Source organism: Paracoccus albus (assembly GCF_027913035.1).
Taxonomy (GTDB): domain Bacteria; phylum Pseudomonadota; class Alphaproteobacteria; order Rhodobacterales; family Rhodobacteraceae; genus Paracoccus; species Paracoccus albus.
The window spans coordinates 1,703,535-1,721,848 of record NZ_CP115775.1 but is presented as its reverse complement, the minus strand read 5'-3'; the positions used below and the strand labels follow the sequence as shown (position 1 = coordinate 1,721,848).

General features: G+C 58.6%; 15 protein-coding genes. 13 read left to right on the top strand and 2 right to left on the bottom strand.

What is annotated here, in order from left to right; all coding sequences use genetic code 11:
• Positions 1-29 precede the first annotated feature (29 nt).
• Both PAF20_RS08540 and PAF20_RS08535 read right to left on the bottom strand, forming a co-directional pair.
• Positions 30-1,571: an indolepyruvate oxidoreductase subunit beta family protein gene (locus tag PAF20_RS08540; protein WP_271070257.1), complete on the bottom strand. Its 1,542-nt coding sequence runs from the start codon at positions 1,569-1,571 to the stop codon at positions 30-32.
• Positions 1,568-3,715 carry an indolepyruvate ferredoxin oxidoreductase subunit alpha gene (locus PAF20_RS08535; RefSeq protein ID WP_271070256.1) on the bottom strand — a complete coding sequence of 716 codons (2,148 nt, stop codon included), beginning with the start codon at positions 3,713-3,715 and terminating at the stop codon, positions 1,568-1,570. The genes PAF20_RS08540 and PAF20_RS08535 overlap by 4 nt, the downstream gene beginning before the upstream one ends.
• A 161-nt stretch (positions 3,716-3,876) precedes the next feature.
• Here PAF20_RS08535 and PAF20_RS08530 point away from each other — a divergent pair, with 161 nt between their 5' ends.
• The 13 genes from PAF20_RS08530 to xdhB all read left to right on the top strand — a co-directional run bounded on the left by PAF20_RS08530 (position 3,877) and on the right by xdhB (position 18,313).
• Positions 3,877-4,398, top strand: a complete 522-nt coding sequence (locus PAF20_RS08530; protein ID WP_271070255.1) for a MarR family winged helix-turn-helix transcriptional regulator — start codon at positions 3,877-3,879, stop codon at positions 4,396-4,398.
• A gap of 201 nt (positions 4,399-4,599) precedes the next feature.
• Positions 4,600-5,772 carry a thiolase family protein gene (locus PAF20_RS08525; protein WP_271070254.1) on the top strand — a complete coding sequence of 391 codons (1,173 nt, stop codon included), beginning with the start codon at positions 4,600-4,602 and terminating at the stop codon, positions 5,770-5,772.
• Positions 5,769-7,019: an SDR family NAD(P)-dependent oxidoreductase gene (locus PAF20_RS08520; protein ID WP_271070253.1), complete on the top strand. Its 1,251-nt coding sequence runs from the start codon at positions 5,769-5,771 to the stop codon at positions 7,017-7,019. Before PAF20_RS08525 ends, PAF20_RS08520 begins: the two co-directional genes overlap by 4 nt.
• Positions 7,019-7,792, top strand: coding sequence for a cyclase family protein (locus PAF20_RS08515; protein WP_271070252.1), 774 nt, complete (start codon positions 7,019-7,021; stop codon positions 7,790-7,792). The genes PAF20_RS08520 and PAF20_RS08515 overlap by 1 nt, the downstream gene beginning before the upstream one ends.
• Positions 7,793-7,991: 199 nt before the next feature.
• On the top strand, positions 7,992-8,969 hold the full coding sequence (gene dctP, locus PAF20_RS08510) for a TRAP transporter substrate-binding protein DctP (RefSeq protein ID WP_271070251.1): 978 nt from the start codon (positions 7,992-7,994) through the stop codon (positions 8,967-8,969).
• 73 nt (positions 8,970-9,042) lie between these two features.
• Positions 9,043-9,555: a TRAP transporter small permease gene (locus PAF20_RS08505; RefSeq protein ID WP_271070250.1), complete on the top strand. Its 513-nt coding sequence runs from the start codon at positions 9,043-9,045 to the stop codon at positions 9,553-9,555.
• Entirely contained in the window at positions 9,555-10,865 is a 1,311-nt protein-coding gene (locus tag PAF20_RS08500) for a TRAP transporter large permease (RefSeq protein WP_271070249.1), read from the top strand. Before PAF20_RS08505 ends, PAF20_RS08500 begins: the two co-directional genes overlap by 1 nt.
• Before the next feature lies 1 nt (position 10,866).
• Complete coding sequence (locus PAF20_RS08495) at positions 10,867-11,532, top strand: EthD family reductase (protein ID WP_271070248.1); 666 nt, start codon at positions 10,867-10,869, stop codon at positions 11,530-11,532.
• On the top strand, positions 11,529-11,954 hold the full coding sequence (locus PAF20_RS08490; RefSeq protein ID WP_271070247.1) for an organic hydroperoxide resistance protein: 426 nt from the start codon (positions 11,529-11,531) through the stop codon (positions 11,952-11,954). The genes PAF20_RS08495 and PAF20_RS08490 overlap by 4 nt, the downstream gene beginning before the upstream one ends.
• A 13-nt stretch (positions 11,955-11,967) precedes the next feature.
• Entirely contained in the window at positions 11,968-12,768 is an 801-nt protein-coding gene (locus PAF20_RS08485; RefSeq protein WP_271070246.1) for an aspartate/glutamate racemase family protein, read from the top strand.
• Positions 12,765-14,366: an ATP-dependent acyl-CoA ligase gene (locus PAF20_RS08480; protein WP_271070245.1), complete on the top strand. Its 1,602-nt coding sequence runs from the start codon at positions 12,765-12,767 to the stop codon at positions 14,364-14,366. The genes PAF20_RS08485 and PAF20_RS08480 overlap by 4 nt, the downstream gene beginning before the upstream one ends.
• 151 nt (positions 14,367-14,517) lie before the next feature.
• On the top strand, positions 14,518-15,981 hold the full coding sequence (xdhA, locus tag PAF20_RS08475) for a xanthine dehydrogenase small subunit (RefSeq protein ID WP_271070244.1): 1,464 nt from the start codon (positions 14,518-14,520) through the stop codon (positions 15,979-15,981).
• Positions 15,982-15,994: 13 nt separating this feature from the next.
• Positions 15,995-18,313 carry a xanthine dehydrogenase molybdopterin binding subunit gene (gene xdhB, locus PAF20_RS08470; protein WP_271070243.1) on the top strand — a complete coding sequence of 773 codons (2,319 nt, stop codon included), beginning with the start codon at positions 15,995-15,997 and terminating at the stop codon, positions 18,311-18,313.
• Position 18,314 lies beyond the last annotated feature (1 nt).

Sequence of the window (18,314 nt, the reverse complement as noted above, 5' to 3'; positions counted from 1 at the left end):
TGCCCGCTGCAACGGGCATCGCGGGTAAGTCAGGCAAAACTGCGGACGGTCTGTAGCGCGCCGTCCAATGCCTCTCCCTTCTCGTCCTGAAGGGCGGCTTCGCGCATCCGGCGTATCCAGTCCGCCGCATCGGCTCGACCTTCGACCATTGACGCCCCATCCATGACTCGAGCGAACTTTGACTGACCGCGCGCATGAGTGTCAGAGTAACCCTTTATCAGCCGCTGACAGCGCAGCAGCTCGATCGCTGTTTCCTGATCATGCGCGGCGGCGGCATGAACGCGCCCCAACCAGCTGTCCAGATGCGCCATCTCTTCGGCGTGGCGCAGGGTGCGGCGGCGCCATGATTTCGCCCCACCAAGCAGATAGAGCATCCCGAAGCCGATGATACCGTCCGTGCGGATACGGCGCCCGCGATTGAACAATCTGTCGACAAGTTTCATGCGCCGCGGATTGCTTTGCCAGCGAGCGCCCATCTTGGCGGGAAGAAGGGACACGATCTCTTCGGCGCGGGGGTGCAGGAACTCTGTCACCTGCATAAGCTGGCCATCCTTCAGGCGCATTTCATCGGCGATGCGCCGGTCGCGCCCGTCGCGCGTTTTTGCATCGGCCACCCGGATGATGTCGTCATAGGTCATCGCATTGGCGATGTATTTCGCCGCCTCTCGCGTCATGCGAGCATCGGTCCGGTCGATCTCGGCAATTTTCTGCACGCGGTCGAGGTATTCGGCGCCATATGCGATGTCCTGAAAATCAACAACTTTGCGCAGTCCCGTCAGTGCCATTTCTCTTGCTTCAGGGCGAAGATCGTTCGTGCGGCTTGCCAGTTCGTGAAACTGAGCTTGCAGCCTGTCGGGGCCGCCGATTGCCTGTTGGGCAGGACTGTGAGCAGCCGTTTCAGCTTTTGGTGCGGGGCCGCCATTTGCAGCGACGTCAAAGGCGGCGGCAAAAGCGCGAAGGCTGGCATCAACTCCTTTGCCGCTGGTGCGGATCGCATCTTCAAAGGCGTCTCGTGTGAAGGGTAGGGCGCCAGAGCCCGCAAGCGCGCCGAACAAGGTTGCGGAAATGACCGATCCGTTGGCGACTGCGAGCTTGTCAAAATCCTCGCAGATCAGTTTGCGTGCGGCGATTTGCGCCGCCGCAATGACCTCTTCACTTGATGCGATACCGTCACCGGGAACCATCTTTTCTGAAACGGCAAGCGCTCGATGCGAGGAGGTGATCAGCACTGTCCGATCCGGCGTCACAAATCCGCGCATGATCGACCGGCCAGCCTCCATCATCTCTGCCGTGATCATGATGTCGACATCACCGGCAGCGGGCATCAGTGAGAATACCGGCTTTTGCGGACCCTCCGGTGCCATCTCGACATAATAGACCGTCGCGCCTGTGCGTTGGGCAACGCCGGCGACGCTGGTTGCCTGCGCGGCGTATCCATTCGCCCGCGCCACGGATTCGATCCAGCTGGTCAGCACGCCACCGCCCTGACCGCCCACGGCAAGGATCGCCAGCTTGATGATACCGGCGGACTGGTCGCTGCCTTCGCCTGTGGTTTTGACATGGGCGTTCATGACGATGCTCCCAGATCAAGGCGGCGTTTCGTGCGCCGCTCTGTCAGATAGTTGCGGAACTTGGCGCGGACGCCTGCGCGCCAGATCTCAAACTTGCCGGGGTTGTGAATCACATCGGCGCGGTAGAAGCTGGGGCAGAGGATTGCCGCATCTGCCACCTCGCCGCAATTGCCGCAGCCCACGCAGCTTTGGTCGATGCTGGCCACGGGATCATCACGCAACGGGTCGTCGAGCGTTTTCAGCGACAGGGACGGGCAGCCGGACAGGCGCATACAGGCATGATCGCCAGTGCACACATCTTCGTCCACGCCGAAGCGCGGAACATCGACGCGACGGCCTTCCTTGATGGCCTTGTTGCGCAGCGGCTTTTCGCGACGCTGCCGGTTCAGCATACATTCAGAGGAGGCAACGATGACCTTCGGCCCTTTTTCCTTGGTCGTCAGTGCCTCTCGGATGGTGTCCCGCATTTTGCCGACATCATATGTGCGGTCGATCTGCCGGACCCAATTGATGCCGATCCCGGCCAGAGCTTTTGAGATCGGGTTTTTCGTCGACTTCGTCTCGTTGTTTGCGCGTGAGGACATGACGTCCTGTCCACCCGTCGCCGCAGAATAGAAATTGTCTACGACAATCGCCACGCCATCGGATTTGTTGAACGCCATATTGGTGAAGGATGACGACAAACCGTTGTGCCAGAAACCGCCATCGCCAATGATCGCGACCGACCGCTTGTCGCCGCCCCCGTCGAATGCGCCATTGGCCGCAGGTCCCAGCCCGTATCCCATCGTTGCGCCGCCGATCTCGAATGGCGGCAGGGAAGCGAACAGGTGGCAGCCGATATCGGCGGCAATCTGATGTTTGCCCAGTTCCTGTTCGACCAGTTTCATGGCGGCGAAGATCGGCCGTTCAGGGCACCCGGTGCAGAAACCGGGCGGACGGATCGGAACGGTTTTCGAAAGATCCGGTATTTCGGGCGGCGCGGAATTCGGCGCGCGCAGCGCATCGGCCAGCATTCCGGGCGCGGCGTCTTTCAGGAATGTCGCAATGGATTCGCGCATCACCGTTCCGGTATATTCGCCGGCCATCGGAAAGATGTCCTTGCCGTGCAGCATGACGTCCGACTTTGCGCGATACAGGAATGCGCTCAACTGGTTTTCGATGAACTCCGGCTGGCCTTCCTCGACAACCAGTATTTGTTCCTTCCCCTCGCAGAATTCCAGAAATTCGCTGTTCACCAAAGGGTAGGTCACATTCAGCACATATAGCGGAATGTCGGTGTTGCCATAGATATCCGCCAGGCCAAGCTGCTGCAGCGCGCGAATGACGCCGTTATACATGCCACCCTGCATGACGATACCGACAGGCGCATCGTCCGGCCCGAACCGCTCATTCAGCTTGCGCTCGCGGATAAAAGCCTCTGCGGCCGGCCAGCGGTTGTTTATCTTGTCCTGCTCATGCGCATAGGACATCGGCGGCAGCACCACGCGCGAGAAGTCAGACCGTGGATTGGCAAGCGCATCCTTGACGGTAAATTCGGGGGGCTTGTTGTCGCGGCACTCGAAAGATCCGGTAACGTGGCAGGACCGGATGCGCACCATCAGCATGACCGGCGTGTTCGATGCCTCGGACAGATCGAAACCGTCGCTGACCGATTTCACGATAGAGGGCAGGTTGGGCCGCGGGTCCAGCAGCCAGAATTGCGACTTCATGGCGAAGGCGTGTGTCCGCTCCTGCATGATAGAGGAACCTTCGCCATAATCCTCGCCCACAATGATCAGCGCACCGCCGGTCACGCCCGATGATGCGAGATTGGCGAGCGCGTCCGATGCGACGTTGACGCCGACAGAGCCTTTGAACGTCACCGCACCACGGATCGGATAATGCACCGAAGCCGCCAGCATAGCCGCCGCGGCCGCTTCATTCGCATTTGCTTCGTATTTGACGCCCAGCCCGGTCAGCAGCTCTTCGGCATCCGCCAGAACATCCATCAGGTGCGAAATCGGCGCGCCTTGGTATCCGCCGACATACCCGACGCCTGATTCCAGCAGTGACTTGGTGATGGCAAGGATGCCCTCGCCGGTGAATATCTCGCCTTCTCCAAGCTTCAAGTGCTCGACTTCGGCCTTGAATGAACGCTCTGCCATGGTTTTCCCTGAGTATATGGTTCATTCGGTTGGCGCTGAAGTGACGCGCCAGCCATTTATGTTGCATACAGCACATTGTATGAAAAATCATATGAAATTGCAAGTAGATTGCGTTTTGCCTTCGAACGCTGCTATTCCCATGCACGATGCAACACGTCTCTGTGCCGGCGCAGATCCCGGGAACTCTGTGGCACGCTTTCGGAAAGGCCAGTCTTTTTATGATGAAGTTCCCCGATATCGACAACGATGGTCCGGTCTTCGATCTGGACACCATGCCGTCGTTCACCCTGAACCATGTTGTACACCGTTATCATCAGGTTCTTCAGTCGCGACTGCGTTCTGCTGGGGTTTCTACGCTGAAGATGCGAATCATCGTATCGCTGCGCAGCTTCGGCAGCCTGACCGTCTCTGAACTGTGCAACTGGGCCATTGCCGAGCAGCCGACGATGAGCCGGGCTTTGGATAGCCTTGAAGGGCAGGGCATCGTCCAGCGGCAGGCAGGCGATACCGACAGCCGGTTGCGAATGATCAGCCTGACCGAACCGGGCCGGCAGCTATTTGACCGCATCTATCCGGAGATATCGCGTGTGAATGAAGCGATGGTCGAAGGGCTGAGCGCGCAGGAACAGGCCGCTATGCTCTCTGCATTGCAGCGCGTGCTCGGTAATCTGCAAAAACTCTGACCTTATATGCGCCCCGCAAAGGCCGGCTGTTCGAATATGCTTGCCATATGAGCTATTGTATGAATAATCATCTTTATGCGAACGGGGTGGATCGCCCCATCGCATGATGCTGGCAGCGAGCGTTTCTGTATCAGAGATTAGCTGCGTCAGGCATGGGGGGATCGTGATGACGACTGGGTTCATCTATAACATGCGGGCCCGATGATGGGGCGGCAATCATATGATGGCGTCGCACTGGTTGCGCCTGCTTCGACGGAATACAAGCGCTACTCCATTGAAACAGCTCATTGGTGGATCGCCACGGCATTGCGGCAGTCTCTGCAATCGGCGGGTCTGAAAAAAGCAGATCTGGACGGCCTTTCGCTGGCCAGCTTTACGCTTTTTCCAGATAGTGCGGTTGGTCTGACGCAGCATCTTGGTTTGTCTCCTCGCTGGCTTGACCATATTCCAATGGGTGGCGCGGCGGGGATTGTTGCGTTGCGCCGTGCTGCACGGGCGGTGCAAGCCTGGGATGCAAGTATCGTGGCCTGCGTGGCTGGCGACACCAACCATATCGACAGTTTCCGGCAACTCCTGTCCAGCTTTTCGCGCTTTGCCGCGGACGCCGCCTATCCATATGGCTATGGCGGGCCGAATGCGAATTTTGCGCTTTTGACCGACCGGTATATGCAGGAATACGGCGCGACGCGGGAAGATTTCGGGCGTATCTGTGTCGCGCAACGTGAGAATGCGCTGAAGAACCCAAGGGCGGTCATGAAAAAGCCGCTGACAATGCAACAGTATCTTGATGCGCGACCGATTGCGGATCCGATCGCCCTGTTCGACTGCGTCATGCCGTGTGCCGGGGCGGAGGCATTTCTGGTCATGTCCATCGACGAGGCAGAGCGGCGCAACCTGCCCTATGCCACAATTGCCGGTACGATTGAGCGCCACAATGCGCATCAGGAAGATCCGATCCAGCTTCGTGGTGGCTGGACCGTCGATATTGACGATCTTTATGCGCAGGCGGATTGCGGACCGGACGATATCGACCTGCTTCAAACCTATGACGACTATCCCGTTATATCCATGATGCAGATCGAAGATCTTGGTTTTTGCGCCAAGGGTGAGGCACCGCAATTCGTTCGTGATCATGACCTGACCATTGACGGCGACTTTCCGCACAATACATCTGGCGGCCAGTTGTCGGGTGGGCAGGCTGGTGCTGCGGGCGGTTTTATTGGACTGGTCGAAGCGATCCGCCAGTTGACCGGCACAGCAGGCGGCACGCAGGTTGCAAGTGCCCAACGGGCGATGATCTCTGGCTTCGGTATGATCAATTATGATCGTGGGCTCTGCACAGGTGCTGCGATCCTGAAAGGACAAGGCGCATGACCCAGCCATTGACGCCACCGCCAAAGAAGAACCCGCAAAAACGCACCGTTTCGCCGACGCTGCCGCCGGAAATGCGCAGCCGGGCATCCATGGGTCTGACGGCAGCGGCGGCAGAGGGCCGGTTTATGTTGCAGGTCTGCGGTGAGTGCGGCGAAGTGCTGTATCCCGCCCGTGACGCATGCAGCAATTGCTTGTCGACGGCGCTGAACTGGCAGGATGTTTCGCCGAAAGGCCAGCTTTTGGCGGAAACGACGGTGCGCACCTCGACCAACCTGTATTTTCGTGAACGAGCGCCCTGGCGGGCTGGATCTGTCAAGCTGGACGTGGGTCCGGTCATCATCTGCCATGTTCACGGCGATGTCGAAGCCAATGCACGGGTGGTGCTGTGGAACCGGCTGGATCGCTCGGGGCAGGGCGTCATTCTGGCCATGCCCGAACATCCAACCGCGAATATGGAGGACGATCCGCAATTGCGTGCCCTGACCTCGGACCCGAAACACCGCCGCGTGCTGATTACGGATGCACGTAACGAGAATGCACCTGCCATCGCAGCAGCGCTGCACAAGGCCGGCGCCAGCATGATCTTTGCAGGAGAGTCCGAATGCTGGCGGCCCAATCCGATCCGCGCCGAATTAAAGGCCGTGCCGGGCGTGGAGGTTCTGCCGCTGGATGTAACCGACACAAGCAGCCTGCGCGAACTTTCGGGCGAGATCGGCGGCAAGGTCGATATCCTGATCAACAATGCCCGCTTTGTTCGTCCCGGTGGCGCACTGTCGCGTGGTGATACCGTGTTCGCTCAGAAAGAGCTGGAGGTGAACTATCTTGGCCAGCTTCGTCTGGCACAGGCCTTCGGTCCGGGGATGTGCGGGCGGACGGCTGATGGAGTGAATTCGGCGGCAGCATTCGTGAATATCCTGTCGGCCTATGCCTTGGTGAACCTGCCTGAACTGGGCTGCTTTTCCGCCTCGCAGGCTGCGGCTCTGTCGCTCAGCCAGAGCCTCCGGGCAGAATTTCGCAGCAGTGGGCTTCGGGTGGTGAACCTTTTCGTCGGGCCGACAGAGGATGACTGGCACCAGCCCTTCCCGCCGCCCAAGGTCTTGCCCGAGGCAATCGCAAGGGACCTTGTAAAGGGGCTGCGTGACGGGCTGGAAGATGTCTATTGCGGCGATGTGGCCAAGGATATGATCGAACGCTTCCGCGCCGGACCGAAGGTGCTGGAACGTGAAATGACGATGGGGCGCGGCTGATGACCATACTTTCCGAACTTGCGAACAGTCTGTCACAGGGTGCCGTGCAGGTGGTCGACCTGACGCATACGCTGGATCCCGATTTTCCGGTCATCATTCTCCCACCGGAGTTCGGCCAATGCGCCCGCTTCCGGATGGAGGAGATCAGTGCCTACGACCATCGTGGTCCGGCGTGGAAGTGGAACAATATTTCCATGTGCGAACATACGGGAACGCATTTCGATGCGCCCAGCCACTGGATTTCCGGGCGCGACGTGCGCAACGGCGCGGTGGATGAGATTGATCCCGCCATGCTCGTCGGGCCGGTTGTGGTGATCGACTGTTCGGAAGGGGCGGCACAGAACGACGACTTTGAGTTGACGCCGGAAATCATCCTGGCGTGGGAGGAAGAACATGGCCGCATCCCCGCCGACAGCTGGGTGCTGATGCGGACGGATTGGTCCAAACGCAGCGGCGATGCCTATCTGAATATGAAGGAGGATGGGCCTCATTCCCCCGGACCGACACCGGATGCAATTCGCTTGCTGGTGGAAGATCGCGATATCAGAGGTTTCGGAACCGAAACCGTCGGAACCGATGCGGGGCAGGGTGCGCATTACACACCGCCATATCCTGCGCATTTCACCTTGCATGGTGCAGGCAAATACGGCCTTCAGTGCCTCCGCAATCTTGATCACCTGCCGCCGACGGGGGCCATGCTGATCGCGCCACCGCTCAAGATCCGTAACGGAACCGGCAGCCCGCTACGCGTTCTGGCGCTTGTGCAGGGCTGATGTGTCCTAGGATGGCAGTGCGGACAGTTTGTGCCTCCTGATCAGGCAAGATGAGAATTTATGCTTAACGATCGTGCAAAACTACGTCGATCCTCCTTTCTGCTTAAATATTTTAAGTTTGAATTTGTTTTTATGACATTTCATGTATACTCCTGAATTAAGCAACAACGATTCGATGCTGACAGGGGGAGAGGGTCAGATGAATGCCATAAGAAAAGCTAGCTTTGCGGCGCTAATTGCCGGGGCCGTGTCGGCACCAGCCTATGCAGAGGATGTGATCAACGCAGTTCATTTCACGCCGACACAGGTCGGGTTTGCGCAAAGCTTCCTGCGCTTCGTCGATAAGGTGAACGAAATGGGAGAGGGCGTGGTCCGCATCGACGTGCGCGGCGGGCCAGAGGTCATCCCGAACACCCAACTTGGTGCCGCCCAGCAAAGCGGACTGATCGACATGATCAACAACCCGGCTGGCCTGTATCTGGAAATCGTCCCCGAAGGCGATGCCTTCTCTGCCGCGACGATCACGCCTTGGGAAGCGCGTGAGAATGGCGGGTGGGAGTTGATCGACCGGATATATCAGGAAAAGGGCAACGCCAAGCTGATCGCGTGGGTCGATACCGGCGTGGGCTTCCATATCTGGTCGGTGGATGAACCGCAGCTTGCCGATGACGGTATGCTGGTGTTTGACGATCTCGTGCTGCGAGCCTCGCCGCTGTATAAACAGTTCTTCGACAGTATTGGTGCGCAGGCCGTGGTTATGCCGATGGGCGACACGTATACGGCACTGGAACGCGGGATGATCAACGGGCTGGCTTACCCGTCTATTGGTTACAAGGCGTTCGGATGGGACAAGTTCACACGCTATCGCGTCGACCCGGCCTTTTTCGGGATGGATGTGCTGATTTCCATGAACCTCGATGCCTGGAATGACCTTTCGGATGAATCCAAGGCGATCCTCGACCAGGCCGCGCAAGAGTTCGAACATGAGGCGTCCGAGGCGATCATGAAGGAAGATCAGGACACCCGCGCCCTTCTGGAGGAAGAGGGCATGGAGGTGGTCGAGATGACGGGCGAAGGTCGTGACCGATTCCTTGAAGCAGCAGCTGCGTCCAGCTGGGAACGAATGGAAAGCCGCGACCCGACGCATGTCGAGGAACTGCGCGAGCTTTTCAACTGAGCTTCTGCCTCGCCCCCAAAAGGGCGGGGCAGCACTTTGCGAATGCGAAAAGATGTGAAGGCGGGATCACGTCATGCAAGCTTTCTTTGATTTCATCGGCCGGATTTCGTGGCTATGCGCATCGGCCGCCAAGCTGCTGATCGGTGTCGTCATTCTGATGGTAATTGCGGATGTCGTCGCGCGCAATTTCGGTTGGCGGGCGATGACATGGGCGATTTCGGCGACGGAATACAGCCTGCTTTATATAACCTTCCTTTCAATGCCCTGGCTGGTGCGCATCAAGGGGCATGTCTTTGTGATTTTCCTGCGCGCCCTTTTCCCGCCAGCAGCCAAGAAGGCGTTAGAGGTTGCAGTCTATATCATCTGCATCGGGTTGTGCCTGTATCTGGGCTATATCACGACCGCCGCAATAGCCGAGGCCGTCGCGCGTGGCAGCTTCGAAAGCCGGACATTTGACATGCCGCGTTGGGCGATCTTGCTGCCTATCCTGATCGGGTTTCTTCTGTCTGCGTTGGAGTGGCTGCGCTATCTGCTGACCAGCGACTCTATCTACAATACAAATGCGCTTGAGACGGAGGGGCTGTGATGGATTGGCTATATCCCTTCGCCGTTCTCGTCGGTCTGGTCATCACGCTGATGGGGCTGGGCCTGCCGGTTGCCTTCGCTTTCCTCGCCACCAATATCGCCGGTCTGCTGCTGTTTTTCGGTGGCGTGCGCGGGATTGAACAGATGGTTTCCAACTTCTCGGAAGCCGTCGGGACCTATGCCTTGGCACCTTTGCCGATGTTTCTGGTCATGGGCAGCCTTTACTTCCGCTCTGGCCTGGGGGAACGCGTGATCCATGCGCTCGACCTCGTTGTCGGGAACCTGCGTGGGCGGCTGTCTTACGTCGTCCTGATGGCCGGTGCCATATTCGCTGCTTTGTCCGGATCCAGTCTCGCCAATGCGGGCATGATGTCGTCACTGATGGCGCCGGAAATGATGAAGCGCCAATATAAGCCGCATATGGCCTATGGCCCCGTGCTGGGTGCGGGCAATCTTGCAGTGATCATCCCGCCATCCACGCTTGCGGTTCTGCTTGGTTCCCTGGCGCAAATCGATGTGGGTGCGCTGTTGATCGCGGGTATTCTGCCGGGTCTTCTGTTGACCATCATGTTCTGCGCGCTGATCTGGACGCAAACGCGCATCGACCCGGAAGCGGCACCACAATATCCGGTCCCGCAAATCAGCGGGGCAGAGAAGTTCAAGGCGGTGATGGTCAACATCATCCCCATGTCCTTCCTTGTCTTCACCGTTGTCGGTACGATTATCATGGGCATTGCGACACCTACGGAGTCCGCAGCGCTTGGATGCGCGGGCGTCGCCATCTTGCTGGTGATCTACGGAAAGTTCAGCTGGTCGGTTGTCTGGCAGTCGCTGGACGACGCGATGAAGGTGACCGGCATGACTTTCCTGATTATCTCAGCATCCATGACGTTTTCGCAGATATTCGCCTTTTCGGGCGCGTCTAACGGGTTCATTCAATCCGTGATCTCGCTGGAGCTTGGGCGTTATGGGATCATCCTTCTGATGGTCTTCACGCTGCTGATCCTGGGCATGTTCATGGATCAGGTTTCGATGATGCTGATCACCCTGCCGATCTTCATGCCATTTGCGGCGCAATATGGCTTCGATACCGTCTGGCTGGGTCTGATCCTGCTGCTGGCGATTGAGGTCGGGCTGGCGACACCGCCATTCGGATTGTTGCTTTACGTCGTGCTGGGCGCATCTGGCGGCGATATGAAGCTGGCGACGGTGGCACTTGCCGCGCTGCCATATGTTCTGCTGACATTGGTGCTTATCGGCATTGTTGTCGTCTTCCCGCAGCTTGCGCTGTTCTTGCCCTCGTTGATTTGAGATGGCGTTTGCCCTGTTCATCACCTGGCCATCTGACAGTGCTCCGGCGGCCCCTTGCAGCGCTTCACTTGACGGGGTGTCCGGGTTGCGCCGCGTGGTTGTGCTTCGGTCGGCCGAAGTGATTCAGGGCGTTCCGCAGGACACGGGTGAACCGGCCCAATGCCTTCAACTGGAGTTCGACGATATCGCAGCGTTGGAGGAGGCGGCAAAAGCCGATCATCCGCTTTGTCATCTGACAAAGGGTGCGGCTGATCAGCAGGCATTTCTGCTGCGCCGCTATAAGGATGATACGCCGCCAGGTTCGCATTGCTCTTACATGGTGCATTATCCGGGGCCTGCCGAAAACACGGAAGAATGGTTGCGCCATTATCGCAGCCAGCACATTCCGCTGATGTGTCGTCTGCCAAGGATACGCGGTGTCGAAATGCTGACGCGGATCGACTGGATCTCATCACTTCCGCTAGCCCACGCGAAGCACATGCAGCGCAACAGGGTGGTGTTTGACAGCAGTCAGGAACTGCGCGCGGCACTTCAGTCGTCTGTCCGCGACGAGATGCGGGCCGACGTCGCGCAATATCCCCGATTTGAAGGCGGCGTCTTTCACCACGTCATGACAACCGAAGTTATTTACCCGGCCCATTCACCGGACAGGAGAGCAATATCATGACACCAGAAAAAATCATCTACGAAGCAGAAATGACATCGACCGGCGGGCGCGATGGAAGCGCAAACCGGCCCGATGGAAGCTTTCCCCTGAAACTGACCGTTCCGACGGAGTTGGGCGGTCCCGGCGGTGAAGGCACGAACCCCGAAGAGCTGTTTGCCGCAGGCTATTCCGCCTGCTTCATCGGCGCTTTGAAAGTTGCGGGCCGTCAGTCGAAACTGTCGGTGCCGGACGATGTGCAGGTCACGGCGAAGGTCGGTATCGGCAAGGTTCCGACCGGCTATGGCCTTGCCGTTGAATTGATCGTGCATTTGCCCGGAATGGACCAAGAACAGGCGGAAAAGCTGGTTGAACAGGCGCATCAGACCTGCCCCTATTCGAACGCCACGCGCGGCAATATTGATGTCAAACTGACACTGGCCTGAAGGGAAAGGCGCGATGCGCATCTGCTGGCAGAGCTTTATCGACGGTGCTTCGAACCCAGACTATATGGCGAAGCTGTCGGCCTATCTGAACGAGATCGCATCGCCCGGTACAGAAGTCGTCTTGCGCGGCATCTCGCCGCCTGACCGCGACTTCAGCCGACTGTCGGAGTTTCGCTGCGCCATTCAAGCCATCGACCAGTCCATTGATGCCGAGGCAGAGGGATTCGACGCCATCGTGCTGGGCCACTTTCAGGACCCCGGACTGATGGAGCTGAAATCGGCAGTAGGCATTCCAGTTACCGGTGTCGGAGAGGCAAGTCTGCATTTCGCAGCCCAGCTGGGTCGGCAGATTGGCCTGATCACTCTGGATCAGACATTTCGGCATTTGCATCACGAACAGGCCGATCTTTATGGGCTGGGCGCGCGGGTCACGCATGTCGCCGGGCTGAATGTCGCGCCAGGTTATTTCGCCGATGCATTTCGCGGTGATCGTGGCGCGAGCGAACGGATGATTTCCACATTGCGAGAGATCGCGGCGCCGATGGTCGCGGCTGGTTGCGACGTGATTGTTCCCGCTGGCGTCCTGCCCGGATTACTGATCAGCGGCGAAAGCGGGCTATGTGTGGATCACGCGCCGGTGCTGAACTGCGTCGCGGTCGCGCTGCTGCAGGCGGAGATGCAGGTCAAACTGCACGAGCTGAACGCTCTGTCGCCCAATCGCGGCGCGTTTTGCGGCAGGGCGGGCGCTCAGGCAATAGCAGATTTCCGCGGTTTGCTGGCCAAGCACAGAACAGAAAAGGACGGTTCCCAATGACGAGCATCGCAGAATTCAAGGCTGAGTTTCCGTTTCAGGATCGTGTTCTGACGAAGCTGCTGAGCGCTCGTGAAGAACAAATGGGCGATGCGCCACTGTTTTCCTGTGACGGGCTGCGCCTGACATGCGGTGAAACGCGCAGGGCCGCCGCGCGTGCCGCCTCGGCACTGACAGAGGCGGGCATTACCGCCGGCGACAGGGTCGCGATTCTATGCGGCAACCGTGCCGAATTCATGCCGCTGTTTCTGGGCTGTGGCTGGATGGGTGCGGTGTCTGTGCCAATTAATACGGCATCTCGCGGCTTTCAGCTTCAACATATACTGTCGAATTCGGGCGCCAAGCTGCTGATTATCGAAGATACCTTGCTGGAGGTTCTGGACGGTCTGGAACTGGACAAGCTGGATATCTCTCGACTCTGGGTGATCGGTGAGGCGGAATTGCCCAGACTGGCGGGAATAGAGGCTCAACACCTGCCGCAATCCGAAGCCGAGGCGCAGCCCGCGGATCTGCGCCCTGACGCGCCGCTGACCATCCTTTACACCTCGGGTACGACCGGGCCGTCTAAGGGTGTCGTCTGTCCACATGCTCAATTTTTTTGGTGGGGCGTTTATACGGGACAGATGCTTGGGCTGAAGCAAGGCGATGTCCTGCATACGCCCTTGCCGCTGTTTCACACGAATGCGCTGAACTGTTTTTTTCAGGCACTGCTGCACGGGTGCCATCAGGTGGTAGAGACGCGGTTTTCCGTTTCCGGTTTCTGGAATGCGATGTCAGGCTCCGGTGCAACCGTGACCTATGTTCTGGGTGCTATGGTGCCAATGCTGCTGTCGCGCGCCGAAAGTGCGGAAGAGCAATCTCATTCCGTGCGCGTAGCCCTTGCCCCAGGTGTTCCGGCACCCGCCGCGGCAGAGTTTACGCGCCGGACCGGGGTTGTCCTGCTGGACGGTTATGGTGCGACGGAAAGCAATGTGGTGATCGGATCTACCGTCGATAGCATCAAGCCGGGCTGGGTGGGCAAACTGCTGGAGGGTTTCGACGCCCGTATCGTCGATGAGGCGGACAACGAATTGCCGGATGGCGAGGCTGGTGAACTTGTGATCCGCGCGGATGAACCTTTCTCAATGTCGCTTGGCTATTTCGGGATGCCGGAAAAAACGATTGAGGCGTGGCGCAATCTTTGGCTGCACACAGGCGATCGCATGGTGCGGGCCGAGGACGGCTATTACCGCTTCCTTGACCGCATGAAGGACACGATCAGGCGGCGCGGTGAGAATATCTCTTCCTACGAGGTGGAGCAGGTACTGTCGTCGCATCCGCAGATTTCAGAGGTCGTTGTATTTCCCGTCGCGTCAGAACTGGCCGAGGATGAGGTCATGACCGCCATCGTTCTGCGCGAAGGTGTGACACTGGATCCGGTAGAGATCATCAGGCATTGTGAAGGCAAAATGTCTTATTTCTCGATCCCGCGATATGTCGAATTCATGTCCGAACTTCCCAAGACGGCAAATGGGAAAGTGCAGAAATTCGTGCTGCGTGAGCGCGGCCTCAGCGAAGCCACATGGGACCGTGAGGCGGCGGGGGTCGTCGTCAAACGTTGATCTCCGTCGTGGCGGTGCAAGCAATCCAAGCGACCGACCGTTAATTATCAATAAATTATTGAAAGTGCTTTGCGAATGCTCTCGTTTGTCGGGGTGGCGTCCGGGTGTAACGTGATCCGGTTCGATCAAACCAACCCTTGTCGGAGCGTGGATGCCATATCAAAGCCAAATACGCTTTCTCCTGAACGGTCGTGACGTAGTCCTTCAGGATGTGAAGGCCACTCAGACGCTGCTGGATTTTCTGCGGATCGACCGGAATCTGACCGGCACCAAGGAAGGCTGTGCCGAGGGCGACTGCGGTGCCTGTACCGTGCTTGTCGGACGGTTGCATGACGGCGCATTGCGCTATGAAACGGTCAACGCCTGCATCCGCTTTCTGGCGTCACTGAATGGCTGCCATATCGTCACGGTCGAACATCTGGCGGGCCCGGAAGGCAGGCTGCATCCGGTCCAGCAGGCTATGGTCGAATATCACGGTAGCCAATGTGGTTTCTGCACGCCAGGCTTCGTCATGTCGCTTTATGCGCTGTGGATGGGCAATCCGACGCCCACGGCTGTGCAGGTGGAAACCGCGCTTCAGGGCAATCTGTGCCGCTGCACCGGATATGAACCGATCATCAAGGCGGCGCTTGCAGTCAACTCATACGGCACGCCCGCAAATGATTACCTGAACAAAGAGCGGGCGACGAGCACCGACCGGCTTGTCTCGATCCAGCAGCAGGGCCGTATCGAAACTGGCCCGGAAGATGACCGCGCCATACTTCCCGCCGATCTGAATGATCTGGCAGAGGTTCTTTCGCATAATCCAAAGGCGACGATTGTTGCCGGTGCCACTGACGTCGGCCTGTGGGTGACGAAATTCCTGCGGCCGATCTCTCCGGTGGTTTTTATCAACCACCTGCAGCAGCTGAAAACAATCGTGCGTTCAGACACGGATCTGACCATCGGTGCCGGTGTCACCTATAGCGAGGCCGAACCGGCATTGCGCACGGCCTTCCCGCATCTGGGCGAATATTGGGACCGCATTGCGGGCTGGCAGGTGCGCAATATGGGGACCATCGGCGGCAACATCGCCAATGGTTCGCCCATCGGGGACACCCCACCTGCCCTGATCTCTCTGCGTGCCGAGGTGACGCTGCAAAAGGTTGGCGGGACGCGAACTGTTCCGCTTGAGGAGTTCTTCATAGATTACGGCAAGCAGGACCGCGAACAGGGCGATTTCGTCGCCAGCATTCGCATCCCACGCCCGGAGCCAGGTCAGATCGACGCCGCCTACAAAGTCTCCAAACGCCGGGACGAAGACATTTCGTCGGTTGCGGTCGGTATCAGCGTCACGGTTAACGATGGGAAGATTGCTGATGCGCGGATCGCTTATGGCGGTATGGCGGCCACCCCGAAGCGCGCAGATCGCGCAGAGGCATCGCTGATCGGGAAACCCTGGTCATTCGCGACTTTCGAGGCCGCAGCGGCTGAGGTCAGAAATGATTTCAAATCGCTGTCCGACTGGCGTGCCTCGGCCGAATACCGTGCGGCCGTGGCGGGAAATCTGCTGCTTCGCTTTTTCTATGAACATGACGCCAGCACGGACCAGCCGGCCCGTCTGGCAATCGCATGAGGCGGAGGGGATCATGAAAGATCATACCATCATCAGCGGCGGCGTTCATCAGGATTTGCAGCATGACAGTGCGGTCAAGCAGGTCAGCGGCCGGGCGGACTATACCGACGATATTGCCGAGCCTCGCGATACGCTGCACGCATATCTGGGCGTGGCCGATGTCGCGCATGGACGGATCGTTACCATGGATCTGGAAGCTGTGCGAAATGCGCCGGGTGTGGTTGATGTGCTGACCGCGGCTGATATTCCCGGGATCAACGATATCAGTCCCGATCATCGTGATGACGAACCCGTTTTCCCGGTTGATCTGGTCGAATATCACGGCCAGCCGGTCTTTGCGGTCATCGCCACATCGCGCGATGCCGCCCGCCGCGCAGCGGCACGTGCCGAGATGACATTCGAACCGCTTCCTTTCGCCGTCGACGCTATTGCCGCAGGTGATGCCGGGATGCCGATGGTCACTGACCCGTTAAGGTTGGAAAGGGGCGATATAGCGTCGGGTCAGCAAGCTGCCGCGCATCGCATTCAGGGCCGGATGCTGGTTGGCGGTCAGGACCATATGTATCTGGAGGGCCAGATTTCCTTCGCCATGCCGGGCGAGGATGATGATGTGATCGTGCATTGCTCGACCCAGCATCCAAGCGAGGCCCAGCATATGGTGGCGAAAGTTCTGGGGGTGCCGTCAAACGCGGTCACGGTCAATGTCCGCAGAATGGGCGGCGGATTTGGCGGCAAGGAAAGCCAGATGAACATCTTCGCCGTGGTGGCCGCACTGGCGGCCAAGCGGCTGAACCGTCCCGTCAAGATCCGGCCGGATCGTGATCAGGATATGACAGTCACCGGCAAACGACATGACTTTGTCATAGACTATGACGTTGCGTTTGATGACGACGGTCGCATCCACGCGGTTGACGGGCATTTCGCGGCGCGTTGCGGATACTCGTCGGATCTGTCGGGTCCTGTGACGGATCGGGCCCTGTTCCACGCTGATAACGCCTATTATTACCCGCATGTCCGCCTGACCTCTTGCCCGCAAAAGACCAACACGGTTTCAAACACCGCATTTCGCGGCTTCGGCGGCCCGCAAGGGGTGATCGCGGCAGAGCGGATGATCGAAGAAATCGCCTATAAGCTCGGCAAGGACACACTGGAGGTTCGTCGCGCGAATTTCTATGGCCCGGATGGACGCGACGTCACGCCCTATCATCAGCAGGTTCAGGACAATATTGTCGAACGGGTTGTGCATGAGCTTGAGATTACGTCCGATTACAAGGCGCGCCGCCGGGCGGTGCTCGACGCAAACGCAAAAGGCGGCTTGATCCGGCGGGGAATCGCGCTGACGCCCGTGAAGTTCGGCATTTCCTTCACCAAGACGAATTACAATCAGGCGGGAGCGCTGATCCATATCTATACAGACGGCTCGATCATGCTGAATCATGGCGGGACAGAGATGGGACAGGGCCTGAACACCAAGGTGGCGCAGGTCGTGGCCGATACCTTTCAGGTCGATTTCGACCGGATCAAGATCACCAAAACGACGACCGAAAAAGTGCCGAACACCTCGGCCACAGCTGCGTCCAGCGGCTCTGACCTGAACGGTATGGCCGCCTTGGACGCAGCCGCACAGCTTCGCTCGCGGTTGGTGTCCTTTGCGTCAGATAAGTGGGGCGTGCCGCAGGACAAGGTCACATTCCTGCCCAATGCCGTGAAGATCGGTGATGAGGTCATGCCATTCGCGCAATTCATCCAGCACGCCTATGAGGCGCGTGTTCACCTGTCGGCAGCTGGGTTTTACAAGACGCCGGATATTCACTGGGACCGCGCAGCGGGTAAGGGGCGACCGTTCTATTACTACGCCTATGGCGCGGCCTGTTCTGAAGTGTCCGTTGATACGCTGACCGGCGAATACCGGATCGAGCGTACCGATATCCTGCACGATGTGGGCTGCTCTCTGAACCCGGTCATCGACAAGGGGCAGGTCGAGGGCGCATTTATTCAGGGCATGGGCTGGCTGACGACCGAGGAACTTTGGTGGGACGACAAAGGCCGGCTGCGGACACATGCACCTTCTACCTATAAGATACCTCTGGCCAGTGACCGGCCGCGTATCTTCAACGTCGATCTCGCCGATTGGTCCGAAAATCGTGAGATGACCATCAAGCGTTCCAAGGCTGTGGGTGAGCCACCGTTCATGCTGGGGATCTCTGTCTTCGAGGCGATCTCGATGGCGGTGGCGAGCGTGGCGGATTACCGTGAATGTCCGCGTCTGGATGCGCCAGCCACGCCAGAGCGTGTTCTGATGGCCATTCAGCGCCTGAAGCGGGAGAGCTGAA